Consider the following 21,624-nt stretch of genomic DNA (forward strand, 5'->3'; position numbering starts at 1 on the left):
CATGAAGATCGGCATCATCGGCGCGGGCAACATCGGCGGCAACCTGACCCGGCGGTTCACGGCCGCCGGCCACGAGGTGTCCGTGGCCAACTCACGCGGTCCCGAGACCCTCAAGGCACTGGCCGAGGAGACCGGCGCGACCCCCGTCCGCGTCGAGGACGCGGCGCGCGGCGCCGAGGTCGTGGTGGTCACCGTTCCGCTGAAGGCGGTCCCGGACCTGCCGTCCGGCCTGTTCGACGGGGCGGCCGAGGGCCTCGCGGTGATCGACACCGGCAACTACTACCCCCAGCAGCGCGACGGCAGGATCGCCGGCATCGAGGACGACGGCCTCACCGAGAGCCGCTGGACCGAACGGCACCTCGGCCACCCGGTGATCAAGGCCTTCAACGGCACCTACGCCCAGGACCTCCTCGACCGCCCCCGCCCGGCCGGCGCCCCCGACCGCATGGCCCTGCCGGTGGCGGGCGACGACGAGGCGGCCAAGGCGAAGGTCCGGGCGCTGATCGACGAGATCGGCTTCGACACCGTCGACGCGGGCGGCATCGACGACTCCTGGCGCCAGCAGCCCGGCACCCCCGTCTACGGCCTCCAGGCCGGCATCCAGGCCGTCACCGAGGCCCTGGCCCAGGCCCCCGAGGAACGCCCGGCGGACTTCCGGGGCTGACGGACGGCTCCCGCGGGCTCAGCCCGCCCAGTCCTTCAGGGCCGTCTTGCTGGCGAAGTCGGCCACGTTCTGGTCGTGGGGTTCGTCGGTGTACTGGTGGAAGCGCCACCTGGCCTTGATGCGGGGGTGGCCGGCGCTGACGTAGTCGGCGATCCACAGGCCGTCGCCCGCGTAGGAGGTCGTGTCGACGTTGAGCCAGAAGTCCCGGTTGGTGTAGAGGATCACCCGGTTGTGCGGCCTGAGGGCCTTCACCTTGCGGATGAACTGGTCCTTCTCGGCGTTCGTCGCGTGGGTGCCCTCGGCCGTGCGCTCCCAGTCGACGGCGAGGATGTCGCCGGCCTTCTCGGGGGCGTGCGAGACGAAGTACTCGGCCTGGGCGGTGACGTTGCCCGGCCAGAGGAAGTGGTAGAAGCCGACGACCAGGCCGGCGTCGCGGCCGTGCTTGGTCTGGGCGCTGAGCCGCGAGTTGACGTACGAACGGCCCTCCGTCGCCTTGATGAAGACGAAGGAGAGGCCGTCCGTGCCGTACGTCGCCGACTGGTAGGCGCTCACGTCGATGCCGTGCAGCATGCGTACTCCCTGAAGGTGCCGTGGGGGGAAGGAGTCGGTTGGTTGAGTTCTGCCCCGTCTCCCGTACGGCCCATCCCTCCGGGATGTTCGAACATCAGCTCCGGTCGGCCACCGAACCCAGTACGGCGGGCGACTTGGCCGACCAGTCGGACGTGATGAGACTGGCGTGGTCCGCGGCCAGCAGGGACAGCCGGGCGGCCACCTCCGCGTCCGTGGGAGTGGTCGAGGAGATCGCGGGCGAGACCCCTGCCGCGTCCGTGGTGATCAGGATGTAGTGGTTCCTGGAGTAGAACGACGTGTCGTAGCCGTTGTTGACGTACGCGGCCGCGTCGCCGTCGAAGAAGACGAACCAGGGCTGGATCGAGGCGTCGTAGCGGCTGGTGCGCGGATCGCCCGCGGCGGCGCCGAGGACGGCGGGGAAGGCCTGGGCCTCGCCGATGTTCCCTGCCGCGTACAGGTCGCGCAGATGGTCGCCGTACTCGCGGTCGGTCCAGTAGTGGTCGAAGGGGTTGGCCTGCTCGACCGTGCCCGGGATCAGCTCGAAGAGGACCTTGCCCCGCAGCGCGTCGCGCGCGGGCCAGGCGTCGGCCCGCGCGGCCGCGTCCAGCGTCGGGTACGCCCCGCCCAGCAGGTCGGACGGCTTGTAGACCATGCCGCCGAGCTTCTGCCGCACCAGGGTGTCGAACTCGTCGGGCCCCAGGTTGATGTTGTTGTTGAAGCCGTTCTTCATCTCCACCTTGAAGACGATCGGCCGGTGGTCCGGGTGCAGCTGGTGCCAGGCGGCGATGTTGTCCAGGCAGCTGCCCAGGTCCTGGTTGCGGCTCTTGCTGTAGAGCTCGGCCGGGGTCTTCGCGGCCTCGCAGTTGTTGTCGTCGCCGAGCGGGTTGCTGTGGCTGACCCGCCAGCGGCGGCTCAACGGATCCGTGTAGACGTCCAGTTCGAGCAGCGAGGCGCCGGAGTCCAGCGCCTGCGCGAAGTACGTGTACTTGGCCTTGTCGTACGCGTTGTGCGTGCCGATCGCCGTGGTCTGCGAGAACTTCGGCGCCTCGGCCGCACGGGCGTTGCCGGGAATCCCTGACAGCATCGCGGCGGCGCCCAGCAGCGCCGCCGCCCGTCTCACCACACGCATAATCCAACTCCCCTTCGCCGATGCCGAGTTGGCGGCAGCGTAGGGGTAAGTGGTTACCGTGCGGTAGCCCCTGGAGGAACGGGAATCAGCACTCGATGATGTTCACGGCGAGCCCGCCGCGGGCCGTCTCCTTGTACTTGACGGACATGTCGGCCCCGGTGTCCTTCATGGTCTTGATGACCTTGTCCAGGGACACCTTGTGCGAGCCGTCGCCGCGCATCGCCATCCGGGCGGCGGTGACGGCCTTGACCGCGGCCATGCCGTTGCGCTCGATGCACGGGATCTGTACCAGGCCGCCGACCGGGTCGCAGGTCAGCCCCAGGTTGTGCTCCATGCCGATCTCCGCCGCGTTCTCCACCTGCTCGGGCGTGCCGCCCAGCACCTCGGCCAGCGCGCCCGCCGCCATCGAGCAGGCCGAGCCGACCTCGCCCTGGCAGCCGACCTCGGCGCCGGAGATGGAGGCGTTCTCCTTGAACAGCATGCCGATCGCACCGGCCGCGAGCAGGAAGCGGACCACGCCGTCCTCGTCCGCGCCGGGGATGAAGTTGATGTAGTAGTGCAGGACCGCCGGGATGATGCCGGCCGCGCCGTTGGTCGGGGCGGTCACGACCCGGCCGCCGGCCGCGTTCTCCTCGTTGACCGCCATCGCGTAGAGCGTGATCCACTCCATCGCACGGGTGGCCGCGTCGCCCTCGGCGCGCAGCTGGCGCGCGGTGACGGCCGCCCGGCGCCGCACCTTGAGGCCGCCCGGCAGGATCCCCTCACGGCTCATGCCGCGCTCCACGCAACGCTGCATCACCCGCCATATCTCCAGCAGGCCCGCGCGGATCTCCTCCTCGGTGCGCCAGGCACGCTCGTTCTCCAGCATCAGCGAGGAGATCGACAGGCCGGTCTCCTTCGTCAGCCGCAGCAGCTCGTCGCCCGTGCGGAAGGGGTACTTCAGGACCGTGTCGTCCAGCTTGATCCGGTCCGCGCCCACCGCGTCCTCGTCCACCACGAAGCCGCCGCCGACCGAGTAGTACGTCTTGGTCAGCAGCTCCGCGCCCGAGGCGTCGTACGCCCACAGGGTCATGCCGTTGGCGTGGTAGGGCAGCGCCTTCCTGCGGTGCAGGACCATGTCGTCGTCGAAGGAGAACGCGATCTCGTGCTCGCCGAGGAGGCGCAGCCGCCCCGAGGCCTTGATCGCCTCCACCCGCTCGTCCGCCGTCTCCACGTCCACCGTGCGCGGCGAGTCGCCCTCCAGGCCCAGCAGCACGGCCTTCGGGGTGCCGTGGCCGTGCCCGGTCGCGCCGAGCGAGCCGTACAGCTCCGCGCGCAGGGACGCGGTCCGCTCCAGCAGGCCCTCGCCGCGCAGCCGGCGGGCGAAGATGCGGGCCGCGCGCATCGGGCCGACCGTGTGGGAGCTCGACGGGCCGATGCCGATCGAGAACAGGTCGAAGACCGAGATGGCCACGGTGACTCCTCAATACGGGGTGGTGCGGGGCTGCCGGGGGTGTGGCGGAAGCCGGGGCGGTGGCCGGGCGCCGCGCACGGACGGGGTCGCCGCCCGTGCGCGGTGCGTTCTTCCGGCGGTATGGGTGACTTACTTGTTCAGACCCGGGTACAGCGGGTGCTTGTCGGCCAGGGCGCGCACCCTGGCCTTGAGCGCCTCCGCCTCGGCCGCCCCGAAGGGGGAGGGCGCCTTCAGCGCCTCGGCGATCACGTCCGCGACCTCGGCGAAGTCCTCGGCGGTGAAGCCGCGGGTCGCCAGGGCCGGGGTGCCGATCCTCAGGCCGGAGGTGACCATCGGGGGGCGCGGGTCGTTCGGGACCGCGTTGCGGTTGACCGTGATCCCGACCTCGTGCAGCCGGTCCTCGGCCTGCTGTCCGTCCAGCTCCGAGTCGCGCAGGTCCACCAGGACCAGGTGCACGTCGGTGCCGCCGGTCAGCACGTCCACGCCGGCCGCCTTGGCGTCGTCCCGCACCAGGCGCTCGGCCAGGATGCGGGCGCCCTCCAGGGTACGACGCTGGCGGTCCTTGAAGTCGTCCGAGGCGGCCACCTTGAAGGACACCGCCTTGGCGGCGATCACGTGCTCCAGCGGACCGCCCTGCTGACCGGGGAAGACCGCGGAGTTGATCTTCTTCGCCAGCTCGGCGGTGGACAGGATCACACCGCCGCGCGGACCGCCCAGCGTCTTGTGGGTGGTGGTGGTGACCACGTGGGCGTGCGGCACCGGATTGGGGTGCAGCCCGGCCGCGACCAGGCCCGCGAAGTGCGCCATGTCGACCATCAGGTACGCGCCGACCTCGTCCGCGATCCGGCGGAACTCGGCGAAGTCCAGCTGCCGGGGATACGCCGACCAGCCGGCCACGATCAGCTTCGGCCGGGACTCCTTGGCCAGCTTCTCCACCTCGGCCATGTCGACCAGGCCGTCCTCGCCCACGTGGTAGGCGACGACGTCGTAGAGCTTGCCGGAGAAGTTGATCTTCATGCCGTGGGTCAGGTGCCCGCCGTGCGCGAGGTTCAGGCCCATGATCGTGTCACCGGGCTTGAGCAGCGCGAACATCGCGGCCGCGTTCGCCTGGGCGCCCGAGTGGGGCTGCACGTTGGCGTGCTCGGCGCCGAACAGCGCCTTGACGCGGTCGATGGCGATCTGCTCGATGACGTCGACGTGCTCGCAGCCGCCGTAGTAGCGGCGGCCCGGGTAGCCCTCGGCGTACTTGTTGGTGAGGACCGAGCCCTGCGCCTCCATGACCGCGAGGGGGGCGAAGTTCTCCGAGGCGATCATCTCGAGCGTGGACTGCTGGCGGTGGAGCTCGGCGTCGACCGCGGCGGCCACGTCCGGGTCGAGCTCGTGCAGGGGTGTGTTCAGAACGGTCATGCGTGGGCTCCTCAGTTGCCGGAGAACTCGGCGTACTCGGCGGCGGAGAGCAGGTCGGCGGGCTCTTCGGTGACGCGCACCTTGAACAGCCAGCCGCCCGTGAAGGGCTCGGAGTTCACCAGCGACGGGTCGTCCACCACGTCCTGGTTGAACTCGGTGACCTCACCGCTGACCGGGGAGTACAGGTCGGAGACCGACTTGGTCGACTCCAGCTCGCCGCAGGTCTCGCCCGCGGTCACCGTGGTGCCGGCCTCCGGGAGCTGGGCGTAGACCACGTCGCCGAGCGCGTTGGCCGCGAACTCCGTGATGCCGACCGTCGCGACGCCGTCCTCGGCGGCCGACAGCCACTCGTGCTCCTTGCTGTAACGCAGCTGCTGGGGGTTGCTCATGGCCTGGATTCTCCTGTACGCGGGGAAGTGCTGGTGAAAAGGGGGACTGCCAACGACATGCGTGACCCGGGGCTGTGCGCGCCTCACGCGCCTCGCCCCGCGGGCCGGTTACGACAGTGTCACTTCTGGCGCTTGTAGAACGGCAGTGCCACGACCTCGTACGGCTCGTGGCTGCCCCGGATGTCCACGCCGACACCGGCGGAGCCCGGCGCGGCGTGCGCGGCGTCGACGTACGCCATGGCGATCGGCTTGCCCAGGGTGGGGGAGGGGGCGCCGGAGGTGACCTCGCCGATCACCTCGCCGGCGGCGACGACCGGGTAGCCCGCGCGGGGCACCCGGCGGCCCTCGGCGACCAGGCCGACCAGCACGCGCGGGGGGTTCTGCCCGGCCCGCTCGGCGGCGGCCAGCAGCGCCTCGCGCCCGACGAAGTCGCCCTCCTTCTCGAACTTGACCACACGGCCGAGACCGGCGTCGAAGGGGGTGAGGTCGGTGGTCAGCTCGTGCCCGTACAGCGGCATGCCCGCCTCCAGGCGCAGCGTGTCGCGGCAGGACAGCCCGCACGGCACCAGACCGGCGTCGGCGCCGGCGTCGGTCAGCGCCTGCCACAGCTTCTCGGCGTCGCCGGGGGCCACGAACAGCTCGAAGCCGTCCTCGCCGGTGTAGCCGGTGCGCGCGATCAACGCGGGCACGCCGGCGACCGTGCCGGGCAGGCCGGCGTAGTACTTCAGGCCGTCCAGGTCCGAGTCGGTCAGCGACTTGAGGATGCCGGGGGACTCGGGGCCCTGCACGGCGATCAGCGCGTAGTTGTCGCGGTCGTCGCGCACCTCGGCGTCGAAGCCGGCGGCGCGCTCGGTGATCGCGTCGAGCACCACCTGGGCGTTGGATGCGTTGGCGACGACCATGTACTCGGTCTCGCCCAGCCGGTAGACGATCAGGTCGTCCAGGATGCCGCCGTCCGCCCGGCAGATCATGGTGTAGCGGGCGCGGCCGACGCCGACGGAGGCGATGTTGCCCACCAGGGCGTAGTTCAGCAGGGCGGCGGCGCCAGGGCCGGTGACCGTGATCTCACCCATGTGGGACAGGTCGAACAGGCCGGCCCTCGTGCGCACGGCGAGGTGCTCGTCGCGCTCGGAGCCGTAGCGCAGGGGCATGTCCCAGCCGGCGAAGTCGGTCATCGTCGCACCGAGCGAGCGGTGCAGCGCGTCCAGCGCGGTACGGCGGGACTGCGGGGACGCGTGAGGCGGTTCGGTACTGCTCATCGGTCGGTCTCCAAGGCAATGACGGACGAGGACGGATCTCGTGTCCTCCCCATCTGTCATCGGAACCTGAGAGGTTCGCCACGACCGCCGGGCGGACGATCACGGCTTGCACCTTGGGTGGAGCCGCCTTGAGCCGGCGGCCCGCTTTTCAGATGTGCCTCGCCCGCGCGGTAACGGTGCCTGAGAGATTCAAGGGAGGGACTTGCTCCTTCGGCGCCCCAGCCGTGGACTGAGGACTCTCCCGCGCGGATTCAAACGGCCGGTATGCAGTTGGCGCGCCCATCATTGCACGCCCGGGGCCGCCCGCGGCAGGCCGGATCTGTAACCGGCCTGTGTCCGTACGCGCACGAAATGGCGAGGTGCCTGGCATTACCTTCTCTTTACACTCGACGGGGAGGTGAACCGTCACCACCCCAGGGGAGACGATGCCGGTGAACAGGACCGCGGCCCACACCACGACCCGCCCCCTCACCCTGCCCACCCAGACCTTCGCCGGGCCGGCGGGGGCCCTCGGCCGGGTCCGTGAACGTGGTGCCGTGCGCCCCGCGCCCGTCGTCCGTGACCTGCGTGGCCGGGGGGCCGGGCAGGGGCCGGGGGTGCTGCTGTTCGGGCCCGGTGACGTCGTCGTGGTGACCGGGCTGCCCGGTGGCGGCAAGTCCACGCTGATGCGGCGCGCGGTGCCCGGCCCCCGGATCGACTCCCAGGACACCCGCGACCGCTGGGACGCCCGCCTCGCGGGCCGTCTGCCCTACGCCCTCTACCGCCCCCTGGTCCGCCTCGCCCACTACGCCGGTCTGCGCCGCGCCCTGCGCACCGGCGAGGGCCTGGTCGTCCACGACTGCGGCACCCAGGCCTGGGTCCGCGCCTGGCTCGCCCGCGCCGCGCACCGCCGCGGCGGCGCCCTGCACCTCCTCCTGCTGGACGTCGACGCCGGCACCGCCCTGGCCGGCCAGCGCGCCCGCGGCCGGGGCGTCTCCCGCTACGCCTTCCGCCGCCACCGCCGCGCCGCCCACCGCATGCTGCGCGCGGTGGAGCGCGGCGACCTGCCCAGGGGATGCGCCTCGGCGCTGCTGCTGGACCGCACGGCGGCGACGGGACTGCGGCGGATCGGCTTTCCGGGTGAGGCCGCCCGGGCCGGCACCGGATAGCCTTTCCGCCCAGCGGCATTCAGCGGCACCCAGCGGTTCCCAGCCGCCCGCAGCGGCTCCCGGGCGCTCCCAGTGGCTTCCGGGGCGGCTCCGACAGCTCCCAGCAGTTCCCAGTGGTTCCCAGCAGGCGGTAGGCAGATGGACTTCCCGGCGGACTTCTCCGCGGACTTTCCCCCGCACTTCCCGGCACAGCCGCACCCCCACCCGCACGGCGGCTGGCCCGGCAACGAGCTGGAGGAGGTGCTGTCGGCCTCCCTCGGGATACCCGCGGCGGCCGGCCGGATCGTCGAGGTCCTCGGCCGCAGCTTCGTGTGGGTGCCCCTGCCGGGCGGTCGCGGCCCGCAGGGCGGCCCGCTCGACCTGCCCACGCTGGAGATCGAGGGCCAGGCCTATGTGCCGGTGTTCAGCTCCGAGGAACAGCTGCGCCAGGTCGCCGGCTCCCACATGCCGTACGCCGTCGCGCCCGCCGTCGAGTTCGCGCGCGGGCTGCCCGCCCAGGTCGGCATCGCGGTCAACCCCGACGGCGTGGTCGGCGTCCCGCTGCCGCCGGCCGCCGTGGCCGAACTGTGCAGGGCCGGCCGCACTCCGCTGGACGGCCCGGCGAGCGGCGGCCGGGTCCGCCTCTACGAGCCCGACTGGCAGGACGACCCGGTGGACTTCCTCGCCGCCGCCTCCTCGGAGTTCGCCGCCACGGGCGTGGTCCGCACCGCCCGCCGCTGCCTCGCGGCCGTCGAGACGGACGACCCGGTGATGTTCGTCGGCGTCGAGCTCTCCCAGTGGGAGGGCGACCTGCGGGCCCTCCCGCTGCAGGCCCTGGAACGGGCCCTGAGCGGCAACCCGGTGCCCTGGCCGGTCAACCTCGTGCTGCTGGACGTGGCCCAGGACCCGGTCGCCGACTGGATGCGGGACGGCGTCCGGCCCTTTTATCAGTACGATCGCTGAAACCCACGGCCGCACGACTCCGGCACGTACCTGGCCGGAACGCGGCCTTAAGCTAGACCGACGGCTCGGTCGGAACGTCGGTTGTATGAAGGGGCGGTAAAAGTGACTGCCAGCGGCACCGCGGCCGGGCAGGTCGAGCAGACGCTGCGCCAGGTGACGCCCGGGCGTTACGACGCCTACGAGGCGCTGCTGCGCGCCCTCGCCTCCCCGTCCTCCGGCCAGGTGTGGATGCTGCTGTGGCACGGCCAGGCCGGCTCCCCCGACGCCCAGTACGGCCACATGGAGGTCGACGGCCACGGCTACGCGCCCTGCGTCACCTCCGCCCAGGAGCTCTCGGCGAGCGGCTGGATGCGGTCGTACGAGGTGGTGGACGGCCTCGACGTGGCCCGCACCCTCTACCCCGACCACTACGGCCTCTGGCTCAATCCGCACGCCCCCGGCGGCGGCGTGGGCATCCCGTGGCTGGACCTGCGCCGCATCGCCACCGGCCTCGACCGCCAGCCGGCCGGCCCCCTGCGGCTGTCCGAACCGGCCATCGAGGTCTCCCAGTTCTACGCCCTGCTCGCGCAGAGCGCCCACCGCACCCCGGCGGTGCGCTCCCTGCGCCGCGCCTGGGTGCAGCCGGCTCTCGGGGCGCCGTACCTGGCCATCGGCCTCGACGTCTACGACACCTCGCCGCCGGCCGTCGACTCGGTGCGGGCGATGATGCAGCAGTCCGTCGGCGCCGTCCCCGACGGCCTGCCGGTGTCGACCGTCGCCATGTCCGACGAGTACGACCCGGTCGCCATGTGGATGCGCGTCAACTCCCGCCCCTTCTACGACCGCGAGTCCCACGCGTCCCCGTCACCGTCCCCGGCGGCGGGGTACGGGTATCCGCCGGCGCGGGGCGGATACTGAACCGGAACGGTTCCCACCGCGGCGGCGGCTCGTGGACCAAGGCAACTTCTTCGCGCGTAGATGAGGGTGAATAGTCCGGTTCTCAACCGAAAAACCCCAACTCGACCGCGTCCGCCCCCCGTTACCCACTGTCCGGATAACGGAACCCTCCTGCCCGCATCACGTTTACGCATCCATTCACCGCCAAGTCTGGCAACAGATCGCCAATGCGTTGAAGACTCCCGCAACAAGGGGGTGTTCGCCCCTGTGTACGACGGACTGATCATGCCGCCACAGCGGCAAGTGCGGGCCGGCTACCGCCGGTTGAGAGGGGTCCCTGCCTAATGACGGCACCATTGCACGAGCCGACCGCGGAAGCGGCCCCGAGCGCGGCCGAGGAAGCGGCGGTAGCCACCACCGGCGCCAAGGCCGTCCAGGGACGTTCCCTGGGCCGGATCGCCTGGGAGCGCCTGAAGCGGGACAAGCTCGCCCTGACGGGCGGCGTCGTCGTGCTCGTCCTCGTCCTGGTGGCGCTGCTCGCGCCGGTGATCACCAGCCTCGTCGGGCAGGACCCCGACGTCTACCACGAGAACCTGATCGACCCGCTGTTCGGCACCCCCACGGGTTCGCTGGGCGGCATCAGCGGCGACCACCTGCTGGGCGTCGAGCCGGTCAACGGCCGCGACATCTTCGCCCGCATCCTCTACGGCGCCCAGATCTCGCTGCTGGTCGGCTTCCTGTCGGCCCTGGTCGCGGTGGTGCTGGGCACCATCCTCGGCATCCTGGCGGGCTTCTTCGGCGGCTGGGTGGACGCGGTCATCAGCCGCGTCATGGACGGCCTGCTGGCCTTCCCGCAGTTGCTGTTCATCATCGCGCTGGTCTCCGTCATGCCGAACAACATGCTGGGGCTGACCGGATCGAGCGTGCGCGTCTTCGTGATGATCCTCGTCATCGGCTTCTTCGGCTGGCCCTACATCGGCCGCGTGGTGCGCGGACAGACGCTCTCGCTGCGCGAACGCGAGTACGTCGAGGCGGCCCGCTCGCTCGGCGCCGGGCGCTTCTACATCCTGTTCAAGGAACTGCTGCCCAACCTGGTCGCGCCGATCATCGTCTACACGACGATGATGATCCCCACCAACATCCTCACCGAGGCGGCGCTCAGCTTCCTGGGCGTGGGCGTCAAGCCGCCCACGGCCTCCTGGGGGCAGATGCTCTCGAACGCGATCGATTACTACGACTCGGACCCGATGTACATGATCGTTCCGGGCGTGGCGATCTTCATCACCGTTCTTGCCTTCAACCTCTTCGGCGACGGCGTGCGGGACGCGCTGGACCCGAAGGGCTCCCGCTGAACTGCCGTACCCCAAGCGACCCGTGGCACTTCACACGGGGTCTCTCATCTAATCCGGAGGATCCGAGATCGTGACTACCCAACGCACCTCAGGGCGGCGTAAGCAGGTATTGGCCGCCGCGGCTGTGGTCGCAGGGCTGCTGACCACGGCGGCGTGCGGCGGCGGCAACGACAGCGGCGGCGGTTCGAAGAACGGTGCGGCCGGCTTCGACGCCGCCAACAACAAGGTCGCCCAGGCCTCTGCGGTCAAGAAGGGCGGCACGCTGAAGTTCGGTGGCGCCCAGGACGCCGACTCGTGGGACACCACGCGCGGCTACTACGGCTTCATGTGGAACTTCGCCCGCTACTACAGCCGCCAGCTCGTCACGACCAAGGCGGAGCCCGGCAAGGCCGGCGCCGAGCTGACCCCGGACCTCGCCAGCGGTCTGGCCAAGGTCTCCGACGGCGGCAAGACCTACACCTACACCCTGCGTGACGGGATCACCTGGGAGGACGGCAAGCCGATCACCTCCAAGGACGTCAAGTACGGCATCGAGCGCGTGTGGGCGCAGGACGTGCTGTCCGGCGGCCCGACCTACCTGAAGGACGTCCTGGACCCGGACGGCAAGTACCAGGGCCCGTACAAGGACAAGGCCGCCGACCACCTCGGCCTGAAGGCGATCGACACGCCGGACGACAAGACCATCGTCTTCCACCTGCCGAAGGCCAACTCGGACTTCGAGGAGATGCTGGCCCTGGTCTCGGCCTCCCCGGTCCGCCAGGACAAGGACACCAAGTCCAAGTACACGCTGCACCCGTTCTCCTCGGGCCCCTACAAGTTCGAGTCGTACAACCCGGGCAAGGACCTCACCCTCGTCCGCAACACCAACTGGAAGCAGGCCTCGGACCCGATCCGCAAGGCGTACCCGGACAAGATCACGGTCAAGTTCTTCTCGAACGCCAACGACCTGGACCAGCGCCTGATCAACGGTGACATCGACCTGGACATCAACCAGACCGGCATGTCGCCGCAGGGCCGCACCGAGGCCCTGAAGCAGCACAAGGCCAACCTGGACAACCCGGTCTCCGGCTACATCCGTTACGCGGTGTTCCCGCAGAGCGTGAAGCCGTTCGACAACGAGCACTGCCGCAAGGCCGTGATCTACGGCGCCGACCACGTCTCCCTGCAGACCGCGCGTGGCGGCCCCGTCGCCGGCGGCGACATCGGCACCAACATGCTGCCGCCGTCCGTCCCGGGCGCCGAGGGCCAGAAGTACGACCCGTACGAGCTCGCCGGCGCCAACAAGAACGGCAACGTGGCCAAGGCCAAGGAGGAGCTGAAGGCCTGCGGTCAGCCGAACGGCTTCAGCACCACCATCGCCGTCCGCAACAACAAGCCGGTCGAGGTGGCCACGGCCCAGTCGCTGCAGGCGTCGCTGAAGAAGATCGGCATCAACGCCCAGATCGACCAGTACGACGGCTCGCAGACCACCGGCATCATCGGTAGCCCCGCCAACGTGAAGAAGAAGGGCTACGGCATCATCATCATGGGCTGGGGCCCGGACTTCCCGACCGTTCAGGGCTTCGGTCTGCCGCTGTGGGACAGCAAGTACATCCTCCAGAGCGGTAACAACAACTACGCCCTGATCAAGGACAAGACGATCGACGGCCTGTTCGACGACTACGTCAACGCCACCGACGCGTCGAAGAAGCCCGGCATCGCCACCGAGATCAACCACAAGGTCATGGAGGGCGGCTACTACCTGCCCTTCGTGTTCGAGAAGTTCATCAACTGGCGCTCCTCGAACCTGGCGAACGTCTACACCACCGACGGCTACAGCGGTATGTACGACTTCGTCAACCTCGGCCTGAAGAACTCGAAGTAAACCCCGGCACACCCGCCGAACGGCACGAAAGGCAGGTGAAGGCCGGCGCGGCGTGACGGCGGGCCGCCGGAAGACCTCCGGCGGCCCGCGGTCCGCGGCGGGCCGTAAGCTGTGCTCGCTTACCTCATCAGGCGGCTGTTCGCCGCCGCAGTGATGCTGGTGGTCATCATCATGGTGGTCTTCGGCATCTTCTTCCTCGTCCCCAAGTGGGCGGGCGTCGACGTCGCCCTGAGCTTCGTGGGCAAGCAGGCCGACCCCGCCGCGGTCGCCGGTGTGCGGGAGAAGCTCGGTCTGGGCGACCCGATCTACCTGCAGGTCTGGGAGTTCTTCAAGGGCATCTTCGCCGGCCGCACCTACTCGGCCGGCGGTGACGTCACCCACTGCGCCGCACCGTGCTTCGGCTACTCGTTCAAGAGCGAGCAGGCCGTCTGGCCGGTGCTCACCGACCGCTTCCCGGTGACCCTGGGGCTCGCGCTCGGTGCCGCCGTCCTGTGGCTCATCTTCGGTGTCGCGGCGGGTGTCCTCTCCGCGCTCAAGCGCGGCAGCCTGTGGGACCGCAGCGCGATGGTCGTCGCCCTCGCGGGCGTCTCCCTGCCGATCTACTTCACCGGCATGCTCTCCCTGGCGATCTTCGCCTTCGGCCTGAAATGGCTCAACGCTCAATACGTGCCACTGGACCAGAGCTTCACCGGCTGGTTCGGCGGCATGATCCTTCCGTGGATCACCCTCGCCTTCCTCTACGCGGCGATGTACGCCCGGATCACCCGGGCGACCATGCTGGAGGTGCTCGGCGAGGACTACATCCGCACCGCCCGCGCCAAGGGCCTGCGGGAGCAGACCGTCATCGGCAAGCACGCCATGCGCTCGACGATGACGCCGATCCTCACCATGCTGGGCATGGACCTCGGCGCCCTCATCGGCGGCGCCATCCTGACCGAGTCCACGTTCAACCTGCCGGGCCTCGGCCGGGCCGTACTGGACGCGATCAGGAACCAGGACCTGCCCATCATCCTGGGCGTCACCCTGATCACCTCCCTCGCGGTGCTGCTGGCCAACCTCGTGGTGGACATCCTGTACGCCGTGATCGACCCCCGAGTGAGGCTCGCATGACCGAACTCAGCAAGAGCGGCGCGGCCGTGGGTGAACCCACCGCGGCCTCGCCCGCCTCCACCGCGTTCCTGGAAGTGCGCGACCTGAAGGTGCACTTCCCCACCGACGACGGCCTGGTGAAGTCCGTCGACGGGCTCAGCTTCAAGCTGGAGAAGGGCAAGACCCTCGGCATCGTGGGCGAGTCCGGCTCCGGCAAGTCGGTGACCTCGCTCGGCATCATGGGCCTGCACACCGCCGGCCAGTACGGCAAGCGCAAGGCCCGGATCTCCGGCGAGATCTGGCTGAACGGCACCGAGCTGCTGTCCGCCGACCCCGACCACGTGCGCAAGCTGCGCGGCCGCGACATGGCGATGATCTTCCAGGACCCGCTGTCCGCGCTGCACCCGTACTACACGATCGGCCAGCAGATCGTGGAGGCGTACCGGATCCACCACAGCGTCGACAAGAAGACCGCCCGCAAGCGGGCGATCGAGATGCTCGACCGGGTGGGCATCCCGCAGCCGGACAAGCGGGTGGACAACTACCCGCACGAGTTCTCCGGCGGTATGCGCCAGCGCGCGATGATCGCGATGTCGCTGGTGAACAACCCCGAGCTGCTCATCGCGGACGAGCCGACCACCGCCCTGGACGTGACCGTCCAGGCGCAGATCCTCGACCTGATCCGGGACCTGCAGAAGGAGTTCGGCTCCGCGGTCATCATCATCACCCACGACCTGGGCGTCGTCGCCGAACTCGCCGACGACATCCTGGTGATGTACGGCGGCCGCTGCGTCGAGCGCGGACCGGCCGACAAGGTGTTCTACGAGCCCCGGCACCCCTACACCTGGGGACTGCTCGGCTCGATGCCGCGCCTGGACCGCGAGCAGCAGGACCGGCTCATCCCGGTCAAGGGCTCCCCGCCCTCGCTGATCAACGTCCCCTCGGGCTGCGCCTTCAACCCGCGCTGCCCGTACGCCGACGTCCCCAAGGACAACGTCACCCGCACGGTCCGCCCCGAGCTGACCGAGGTCGGCAGCCAGCACTGGGCCGCCTGCCACATGACGCAGGAGCAGCGGGAGCGGATCTGGACCGAAGAGATTGCGCCGAAGCTGTGAGTGAGAACGCAGAGGACAACGCAGTGAGCATCCCTGCACAGAGCGACGGCACGCAGGCCGGGACCTCCGCGACGGCCACCCTCGCCAAGGACGCAGGCGCCGGCGAGGTCCTGCTGAAGGTGACCGGGCTGCAGAAGCACTTCCCGATCAAGAAGGGCCTGTTCCAGCGGCAGGTCGGCGCGGTGCGCGCGGTCGACGGCATCGACTTCGAGGTGCGCAAGGGCGAGACCCTGGGCGTCGTGGGCGAGTCCGGCTGCGGCAAGTCGACGATGGGCCGGCTGATCACCCGGCTGCTCGAACCGACGGCCGGCACGGTCGAGTTCGAGGGCAAGGACATCACGCACCTCGGCGTGGGCGGCATGCGCCCGATGCGCCGCGACGTGCAGATGATCTTCCAGGACCCGTACTCGTCGCTGAACCCGCGCCACACCATCGGCACGATCGTCGGCGCTCCCTTCAAGCTCCAGGGCGTCACGCCCGAGGGCGGCATCAAGAAGGAAGTGCAGCGGCTGCTGTCGGTCGTGGGTCTCAACCCCGAGCACTACAACCGTTACCCGCACGAGTTCTCCGGCGGTCAGCGCCAGCGCATCGGCATCGCCCGGGCGCTCGCGCTCAACCCGAAGCTCGTGGTCGCGGACGAGCCGGTCTCGGCGCTGGACGTGTCGATCCAGGCGCAGGTCGTCAACCTCCTGGACGACCTCCAGGAGGAACTCGGCCTGACGTACGTGATCATCGCGCACGACCTGTCGGTCGTCCGGCACGTCTCGGACCGGATCGCGGTGATGTACCTCGGCAAGATCGTGGAGCTGGCCGACCGGGAGTCGCTGTACAAGGCGCCGATGCACCCGTACACCAAGGCGCTGATGTCGGCCGTCCCGATCCCGGACCCGAAGCGGAAGCACGCCAAGAGCGAGCGCATCCTGCTCAAGGGCGACGTGCCCTCGCCGATCTCCCCGCCCAGCGGCTGCCGTTTCCACACCCGGTGCTGGAAGGCGACCGAGATCTGCCGGACGACCGAGCCGCCGCTGCTGGAGCTGAAGCCCGGCCAGCGGGTGGCCTGCCACCACCCGGAGAACTTCGAGGACCAGGCGCCGCAGGACACCGTCCTGCTGACGGCGGCCAAGGAGGCGGCCGAGCTGGTCGCCGACGAGGTCCTGGCGGAGTCCGCCGCCACCTCGGCCGCGGTCGCCGCCGAGGTCGCGGAGACCGCCGAGGCCGCCGAGGTCGCGGAGGCGGCGGAGACCGCGGCCGAGACCGCCGAGGCGGACGAGACCGCCGAGGCCGAGGCCGCGTCCGAGGCCGCGTCCGCGGAGAACTCCTCCGAGCCGGAAGGCGAAGGCGGGAAGTAGGCGGCGATTCACCTGCGCGTGGGCCCCGGAAACCGGGAAATGGTTTCCGGGGCCCACGCGCAGGAAAAGCCGGAGCGGGAGAATTCCGGATCAGGAACTGGTCTCCCAGTAATGGTCACCGAGCAGTTCGGGTTCGTCCGGTCGGACTCCCAGCTCACTTGGTAGCCGTTGGAGCCGTACTGCAGGTTGCCTGCGAGTTGCCGCCGCCTCGTCCTTTGCCCGGTAAAACCTGTTCCCAAGTTTTCGAAAAACCCCGCGCATGACGACTTGGCAAAGTCATGCACATGACCGAACGGGGGAGTGCACAGTCGTCCCTGTCCGTGTGATCCGCTGATCCACGCACGCCTGAAGGGATGACTCATGGCACTGTCCCGTTCGGCACGCTTAGGAGCCGCCGTCACCGCGGCGCTCTCCTTCCTGACCGTCGCCGCCTCCTCGGCCCCCACCCCCGGCGCCCCCGGCATCGGCGACACCTACTTCCCGCTCGCCGGCAACGGCGGCTTCGACGCCCGTCACTACGACCTCGACATCGCCTACGCCCCGGACACCGGCCGCCTCGACGGCCGTACGACGATCACCGCGCGCGCCACCGAGAACCTGTCGTCCTTCGACCTGGACCTGCAGCAGCTCACGGTCACCCGCGTCGAAGTGGACGGCAGACGCGCCCGCTTCACCCGTGACGGCGACGAACTGCGCGTCACCCCGCGCGGGGTGCTGCGCAAGGGCCGTACCTTCCGGGTCGCCGTCACCTACGGCGGGATCCCCGAGCCGCTGAGCGGCCCCATCGTCTTCGGCTCGAAGTACGGCTGGATGAAGACCGGGGACGGCGTCTTCGTCGCCTGCGAGCCCAACGCGGCCTCGACCTGGTTCCCCTCCAGCGACCACCCCTCCGACAAGGCCACCTACGACATCCGGATCAAGGCGCCCAGGGGCCTGACCGCCGTCTCCAACGGCCGGCTGGTGTCGACGCGGGACAGGGGCGGCTCGACGTACACCCACTGGCGCGAGAGCCGGCCCATGGCGACCTATCTCGCGACCGCCACCATCGGGAAGTTCGACGTGCGCACGGGACGCACCCCCTCCGGCACACCGATCTACGTGGCCATCGACCCCAAGCTGAAGAACGGCAACAGCGTGGACGTGTACGCCGTCACCGCCGCCGCCACCGACTACTGGTCCCAGGTGTTCGGGCCGTACCCGTTCGAGGAGACCGGCGCGATCGTCGACGACATGCCGGAGGCCGGGTTCTCACTGGAGGTGCAGAGCAAGCCCGCCTACTCGGCCGTGCGCAACGAGACGACGATCGTGCACGAGCTGGCCCACCAGTGGTTCGGCGACTCGGTGTCGGTGCGCCGCTGGAAGGACGTCTGGCTCAACGAGGGCTTCGCCACCTACGCCCAGTGGCTGTGGGCCGAGCACCAGGGCACCAGCTCGGCGCACGACTCCTTCCGCGCCGCCTACGACTCCCGCCCCGCCGGCAGCTCCTTCTGGCAGGTCGAGGTGGCCGACCCGCAGCGCGACACCATGTTCGCCTCCGCCGTCTACCAGCGCGGCGCGATGGCGCTCCAGGCGCTGCGCGAGCGCATCGGCGACCGGGCCTTCTTCCGGCTGCTGCCCGCCTGGACGGCGCTGCACCGCTACGGCAACGCGGACACCGCCGACTTCGTGCGGCTGGCGGAGCGGATCTCCGGTCAGCGGCTCGGCGACCTGTTCGACGCCTGGCTGTTCACGACCGGGAAACCCGCGCTGTAGACGCCCGGGATCCAGGGTGGGCCTTGCAATGCAAGGCCCACACCCCGCACTGAGTAAGAATGTGGGGTGCCTCCCGAACTGTTCAGCCCCTCCGTCCAGCACACGCTCGACCTGGTCGGCATCTTCGTGTTCGCCATCTCCGGCGCGCTGCTGGCCGTCCGCAAGAACTTCGACGTCTTCGGCATGGCCGTCCTCGCCGAGGTCACCGCGCTGGGCGGGGGACTGTTCCGCGACGTGGTCATCGGAGCCGTGCCGCCGGCCGCCTTCACCGACCTCGGGTACTTCCTGACCCCGCTGTTCGCCACGCTCGTCGTCTTCTTCCTGCACCCGCACGTGGAGCGCATCCAGCGCGCGGTCTACGTCTTCGACGCGGCCGGACTCGGCCTGTTCTGCGTGTCCGGCACCACGAAGGCGTACGCCTACGGGCTCAACCTCACCGCGTCGGCGACCATGGGGCTCGCCACCGCCGTGGGCGGCGGCGTGCTGCGGGACGTGCTCGCCAACGAGGTGCCCTCGCTGCTGCGCTGGGACCGCGACCTGTACGCGGTCCCGGCGATCGTCGGCGCCACCATGGTGGCGCTGTGCATCGATCAGGACGTGCTGACCCCGCTCACCAGCGGCCTGGCGGCCCTCACCGCTTTCGTCCTGCGCCTGCTCGCGATGCGGTACCACTGGCGAGCTCCGCGGGCCTGGAACCGGCGCTCGACGGTACGGGAGGAGTAGGGGAGCCCTTGTGCGCCTGCCGGTTGTCCTTCTGGCTCAGCTCCACGGTCAGCCAGCGGAACACCGTGGGCACCTGCGGCCGCCACAGTGCCATGCTGTGCCCGCCCGCGCTGCGCGGCAGGAAGACCACGCGCACGGTGGTCGGCGCCTTCGCGATCTGCTCCATGGCCACACCGGCCTGGTAGCCGTCGTTCGCCTCGCCGGAGTAGTAGAGCGCGACCCGCGGCGGCTTGCGGTAGTTCTTCAGCAGCACGTACGGGTTGTTCGCGCGCCGCACCTCGATGTTCTGGGAGGCCAGCGAGTTGCGCTCGCCGATCGGGTCGTTGTAGCCGGACAGGCTGACCCCTGCCCGGTAGCGGTCGGGGTGGGCGACGGCGAGCTTGGCCGCGCAGTGCGCGCCCGCCGAGTAGCCGGCCACGGCCCAGCCGTTCGGCGCCGGTTCGGTGCGGAAGTTGTCCATGACCATCTTCGGCACGTCGATGCTCAGCCAGCTGTCCGCGTTGACGGTGCCCGGGATGTTGGCGCAGCCGGTGTCGATCTTGGCGATCAGGTTGGTGCGCGGGGAGACCAGTATGAACGGCGCTACCTGGCCGCTGCGCATCAGCGGCTCGAGCTGCTCGTGCGCCTTCGCCGAGCCGAACCAGGCCTTCGCCGAGCCCGGGTAGCCGGACAGCAGCTCCACCACCGGGAACTTCTTGTCCTTGTAGGCGGGGTCGTTGTACTGCGGCGGCAGCCAGACGTAGACCTCGCCGCTCACGCCCGAGACCCTGCCCTTGAGCTGGGTGACCTTGACCCCGCCGGCCGCGTGCATGCCCGGCCCGTCGGCCTGGGTGAAGGTCTGGCGGACCTTGGGCAGCTTGCGGTAGGCGATGCCGCCGGTGCCGTCGGCGCCCAGGTCGGCGGCCTTCTGTACGTGGTTGCCGGTACCGAGCAGGTCGGCCCAGTTGTCGTACAGGTTGTTGGAGTTGTTCACCAGTACGAAGACCAGGGTGATGGCCGTGGCCTGGGCGAACAGCAGCATCAGCGCCCGGGCCGCGGCGCGCAGCGCCTTCGGGCCCTTCATCCGTGTCCACAGGGCGAACGGAAGGACCAGTGCGATCACGGCCAGCGCGATGGTGGTGTACAGGAACGGAGTCCCGGTGAGGCTCATGTCCTCATAGAGGGAAATCCGGGGCCCCCGGTCACGGGCGAGTGGGGACACTTACCGAGAAATTGCTGAAGCCTCACCCTCTGAGCTGCGACGGAGTGACGCGAGTGGCGTTCGTCATATGAGTGAGAGGCGAAAAGCTACCGCTTAGTAGTTACTTGTTGTACCGTTCACCCATGCCAGAAGCAGCTTCCGCCCCGGCCGCCCCGGCCGCGATCGGCGCCGCCGAGTTCGACCGTGACACCGCCGTCGTCCGGCGCGCCCCCGGCGTCTACGACATCGACCTCTCGGCCGGCTGGACCATCATCAACGCCGTCAACGGAGGCTACCTGCTCGCCGTGCTCGGCCGGGCGCTCGCGGACGCGCTGCCGCACTCGGACCCGTTCACCATCTCGGCGCACTACCTGACCGCCTCCCGGCCCGGCCCGGCCGTCGTCCGCACGGACGTGGTGCGCACCGGCCGCACCCTCTCCACCGGCCAGGCCTCCCTCTTCCAGTACGACGCCGACGGCCGGGAGGTCGAACGCATCCGCGTCCTCGCCTCCTACGGCGACCTGGACGCCCTGCCCGACGACGTACGCACCACGGCCGAGCCGCCCGCCATCCCGCCGATGGACCAGTGCTTCGGCCCCCAGGACGGTCCGGCCCCGGTGCCCGGCAGCTCGGCCATCACCGACCGCCTGATGCTCAAGCTGGACCCCTCCACCCTCGGCTGGGCGCTCGGTTCGCCCTCCGGCAAGGGGGAGATGCGGGCCTGGTTCGGACTCGCCGACGGCCGGGACGCCGACCCGCTCTCCCTGCTCCTCGCGGTGGACGCGCTGCCCCCGACCGCCTTCGAGCTCGGCCTGAAGGGCTGGGTCCCGACCGTCGAGCTGACCGTGCACGTCCGCTGCCGCCCGGCCCCCGGCCCGCTGCGGGTGTCCATCACCACCCGCAACCTCGCCGGCGGCTTCCTGGAGGAGGACGCCGAGGTCTGGGACAGCGCCGACCGGCTGGTGGCGCAGTCCCGTCAGCTCGCGCGGGTCAGGCTCGGCTGAGCGGCTCCCGGCCCAGCCAGGCCGCCAACTGCCCGTAGGCGTCGGCCTCTTCGCCGGCCGGGACGGCGGAGGCGAAGGGGGTCTGCTCGTCCCGCCGCTCGTCCGGCAGCACCCGGCGGGCGATCCCCAGCGCGAACTCGGCCAGCTCCGGGTCGAGTTCGAGGGGGCGGCCGAGCGACTCGCTCAGGTCCCAGGTGTGGGTCACCAGTTCCATCACGTACCCGGACAGGGCGGCGCCGCCCGGAACCTCGCCCCAGGGCACGCGCACCCGCGCGGTCATGCGGTCGTCGGCCTCCCAGGCCTTGAGGGCCCGGGTGCGGACCTCGTCGTAGGCCGCCGCCCAGTCCTCGTCGGCGACG

20 protein-coding genes and 2 riboswitches are annotated in these 21,624 nt (G+C 70.2%); of the genes, 12 read left to right on the top strand and 8 right to left on the bottom strand.

Annotated elements, in window-relative coordinates; all coding sequences use genetic code 11:
* Position 1: 1 nt before the first annotated feature.
* Entirely contained in the window at positions 2-664 is a 663-nt protein-coding gene (locus IE249_RS28915; protein ID WP_189709433.1) for an NADPH-dependent F420 reductase, read from the top strand.
* A gap of 18 nt (positions 665-682) precedes the next feature.
* Here the strand turns inward: IE249_RS28915 and IE249_RS28920 are convergent, their stop codons facing one another.
* The 6 genes from IE249_RS28920 to gcvT all read right to left on the bottom strand — a co-directional run bounded on the left by IE249_RS28920 (position 683) and on the right by gcvT (position 6,871).
* Positions 683-1,234 carry a GH25 family lysozyme gene (locus IE249_RS28920; protein WP_189709435.1) on the bottom strand — a complete coding sequence of 184 codons (552 nt, stop codon included), beginning with the start codon at positions 1,232-1,234 and terminating at the stop codon, positions 683-685.
* A 94-nt stretch (positions 1,235-1,328) separates the two neighbouring features.
* Entirely contained in the window at positions 1,329-2,363 is a 1,035-nt protein-coding gene (locus IE249_RS28925; protein WP_189709437.1) for a phosphatidylinositol-specific phospholipase C domain-containing protein, read from the bottom strand.
* Between the two features lie 85 nt (positions 2,364-2,448).
* Entirely contained in the window at positions 2,449-3,816 is a 1,368-nt protein-coding gene (locus IE249_RS28930) for an L-serine ammonia-lyase (RefSeq protein WP_189709439.1), read from the bottom strand.
* Between the two features lie 129 nt (positions 3,817-3,945).
* A complete protein-coding gene (gene glyA / locus IE249_RS28935; protein ID WP_189709441.1) occupies positions 3,946-5,223 on the bottom strand; it encodes a serine hydroxymethyltransferase in 1,278 nt (425 codons plus the stop codon).
* 11 nt (positions 5,224-5,234) lie between these two features.
* The gene (gcvH, locus tag IE249_RS28940) at positions 5,235-5,612 is read right to left on the bottom strand and encodes a glycine cleavage system protein GcvH (protein ID WP_189709443.1); all 378 of its coding nucleotides are present in this window, start codon (positions 5,610-5,612) and stop codon (positions 5,235-5,237) included.
* Between the two features lie 119 nt (positions 5,613-5,731).
* The gene (gcvT, locus tag IE249_RS28945; protein ID WP_189709445.1) at positions 5,732-6,871 is read right to left on the bottom strand and encodes a glycine cleavage system aminomethyltransferase GcvT; all 1,140 of its coding nucleotides are present in this window, start codon (positions 6,869-6,871) and stop codon (positions 5,732-5,734) included.
* Between the two features lie 43 nt (positions 6,872-6,914).
* Positions 6,915-7,029, bottom strand: a riboswitch (glycine riboswitch).
* Positions 7,030-7,125: riboswitch (glycine riboswitch) on the bottom strand.
* Between the two features lie 171 nt (positions 7,126-7,296).
* On the opposite strand from gcvT, the gene IE249_RS28950 reads away from it, so the two are divergent.
* The 10 genes from IE249_RS28950 (at position 7,297) to IE249_RS28995 (ending at position 19,081) form a co-directional block, all read left to right on the top strand.
* Positions 7,297-8,019 (top strand): AAA family ATPase, encoded by a 723-nt coding sequence (locus tag IE249_RS28950; protein ID WP_189709447.1) that lies wholly within the window; start codon positions 7,297-7,299, stop codon positions 8,017-8,019.
* Between the two features lie 138 nt (positions 8,020-8,157).
* Complete coding sequence (locus IE249_RS28955) at positions 8,158-8,961, top strand: enhanced serine sensitivity protein SseB (protein WP_189709449.1); 804 nt, start codon at positions 8,158-8,160, stop codon at positions 8,959-8,961.
* 102 nt (positions 8,962-9,063) lie between these two features.
* Positions 9,064-9,858, top strand: coding sequence for an enhanced serine sensitivity protein SseB C-terminal domain-containing protein (locus IE249_RS28960; protein ID WP_189709451.1), 795 nt, complete (start codon positions 9,064-9,066; stop codon positions 9,856-9,858).
* A 323-nt stretch (positions 9,859-10,181) separates the two neighbouring features.
* A complete protein-coding gene (locus IE249_RS28965; RefSeq protein ID WP_189709453.1) occupies positions 10,182-11,189 on the top strand; it encodes an ABC transporter permease in 1,008 nt (335 codons plus the stop codon).
* A gap of 70 nt (positions 11,190-11,259) precedes the next feature.
* Positions 11,260-13,053 (top strand): ABC transporter substrate-binding protein, encoded by a 1,794-nt coding sequence (locus tag IE249_RS28970; protein ID WP_189709455.1) that lies wholly within the window; start codon positions 11,260-11,262, stop codon positions 13,051-13,053.
* A 111-nt stretch (positions 13,054-13,164) separates the two neighbouring features.
* Positions 13,165-14,163: an ABC transporter permease gene (locus IE249_RS28975; protein WP_189709457.1), complete on the top strand. Its 999-nt coding sequence runs from the start codon at positions 13,165-13,167 to the stop codon at positions 14,161-14,163.
* Complete coding sequence (locus IE249_RS28980) at positions 14,160-15,257, top strand: ABC transporter ATP-binding protein (protein ID WP_189709459.1); 1,098 nt, start codon at positions 14,160-14,162, stop codon at positions 15,255-15,257. Before IE249_RS28975 ends, IE249_RS28980 begins: the two co-directional genes overlap by 4 nt.
* A gap of 23 nt (positions 15,258-15,280) precedes the next feature.
* A complete protein-coding gene (locus tag IE249_RS28985; protein ID WP_229859481.1) occupies positions 15,281-16,606 on the top strand; it encodes an ABC transporter ATP-binding protein in 1,326 nt (441 codons plus the stop codon).
* A 360-nt stretch (positions 16,607-16,966) separates the two neighbouring features.
* Positions 16,967-18,358 carry a M1 family metallopeptidase gene (locus IE249_RS28990; protein WP_189709463.1) on the top strand — a complete coding sequence of 464 codons (1,392 nt, stop codon included), beginning with the start codon at positions 16,967-16,969 and terminating at the stop codon, positions 18,356-18,358.
* A 66-nt stretch (positions 18,359-18,424) separates the two neighbouring features.
* A complete protein-coding gene (locus IE249_RS28995) occupies positions 18,425-19,081 on the top strand; it encodes a trimeric intracellular cation channel family protein (protein WP_189709465.1) in 657 nt (218 codons plus the stop codon).
* Here the strand turns inward: IE249_RS28995 and IE249_RS29000 are convergent.
* Positions 18,990-20,231, bottom strand: coding sequence for an alpha/beta hydrolase (locus tag IE249_RS29000; RefSeq protein WP_189709467.1), 1,242 nt, complete (start codon positions 20,229-20,231; stop codon positions 18,990-18,992). The two genes, IE249_RS28995 and IE249_RS29000, sit on opposite strands and share 92 nt — an antisense overlap.
* Positions 20,232-20,404: 173 nt before the next feature.
* Here IE249_RS29000 and IE249_RS29005 point away from each other — a divergent pair, with 173 nt between their 5' ends.
* Positions 20,405-21,265: a thioesterase family protein gene (locus IE249_RS29005; RefSeq protein WP_189709469.1), complete on the top strand. Its 861-nt coding sequence runs from the start codon at positions 20,405-20,407 to the stop codon at positions 21,263-21,265.
* On the opposite strand, the gene IE249_RS38800 is transcribed toward IE249_RS29005, so the two are convergent.
* The coding region (locus IE249_RS38800; protein WP_229859482.1) for a TIGR03086 family metal-binding protein at positions 21,252-21,624 on the bottom strand (373 nt) is incomplete at its 5' end. The two genes, IE249_RS29005 and IE249_RS38800, sit on opposite strands and share 14 nt — an antisense overlap.

The sequence above is a fragment of the Streptomyces anandii JCM 4720 genome, assembly GCF_014650655.1.
GTDB lineage: Bacteria > Actinomycetota > Actinomycetes > Streptomycetales > Streptomycetaceae > Streptomyces > Streptomyces anandii.

Bases quoted from the DNA above. Each gene is read 5' to 3' on its own strand.
- IE249_RS28915 (WP_189709433.1), top strand. From the start codon at position 2: ATGAAGATCGGCATCATCGGCGCGGGCAACATCGGCGGCAACCTGACC.
- IE249_RS28920 (WP_189709435.1), bottom strand. From the start codon at position 1,234: ATGCTGCACGGCATCGACGTGAGCGCCTACCAGTCGGCGACGTACGGC.
- IE249_RS28925 (WP_189709437.1), bottom strand. From the start codon at position 2,363: ATGCGTGTGGTGAGACGGGCGGCGGCGCTGCTGGGCGCCGCCGCGATG.
- glyA (WP_189709441.1), bottom strand. From the start codon at position 5,223: ATGACCGTTCTGAACACACCCCTGCACGAGCTCGACCCGGACGTGGCC.
- gcvH (WP_189709443.1), bottom strand. From the start codon at position 5,612: ATGAGCAACCCCCAGCAGCTGCGTTACAGCAAGGAGCACGAGTGGCTG.
- gcvT (WP_189709445.1), bottom strand. From the start codon at position 6,871: ATGAGCAGTACCGAACCGCCTCACGCGTCCCCGCAGTCCCGCCGTACC.
- IE249_RS28950 (WP_189709447.1), top strand. From the start codon at position 7,297: ATGCCGGTGAACAGGACCGCGGCCCACACCACGACCCGCCCCCTCACC.
- IE249_RS28955 (WP_189709449.1), top strand. From the start codon at position 8,158: ATGGACTTCCCGGCGGACTTCTCCGCGGACTTTCCCCCGCACTTCCCG.
- IE249_RS28965 (WP_189709453.1), top strand. From the start codon at position 10,182: ATGACGGCACCATTGCACGAGCCGACCGCGGAAGCGGCCCCGAGCGCG.
- IE249_RS28980 (WP_189709459.1), top strand. From the start codon at position 14,160: ATGACCGAACTCAGCAAGAGCGGCGCGGCCGTGGGTGAACCCACCGCG.
- IE249_RS28990 (WP_189709463.1), top strand. From the start codon at position 16,967: ATGGCACTGTCCCGTTCGGCACGCTTAGGAGCCGCCGTCACCGCGGCG.
- IE249_RS29000 (WP_189709467.1), bottom strand. From the start codon at position 20,231: ATGAGCCTCACCGGGACTCCGTTCCTGTACACCACCATCGCGCTGGCC.
- IE249_RS29005 (WP_189709469.1), top strand. From the start codon at position 20,405: ATGCCAGAAGCAGCTTCCGCCCCGGCCGCCCCGGCCGCGATCGGCGCC.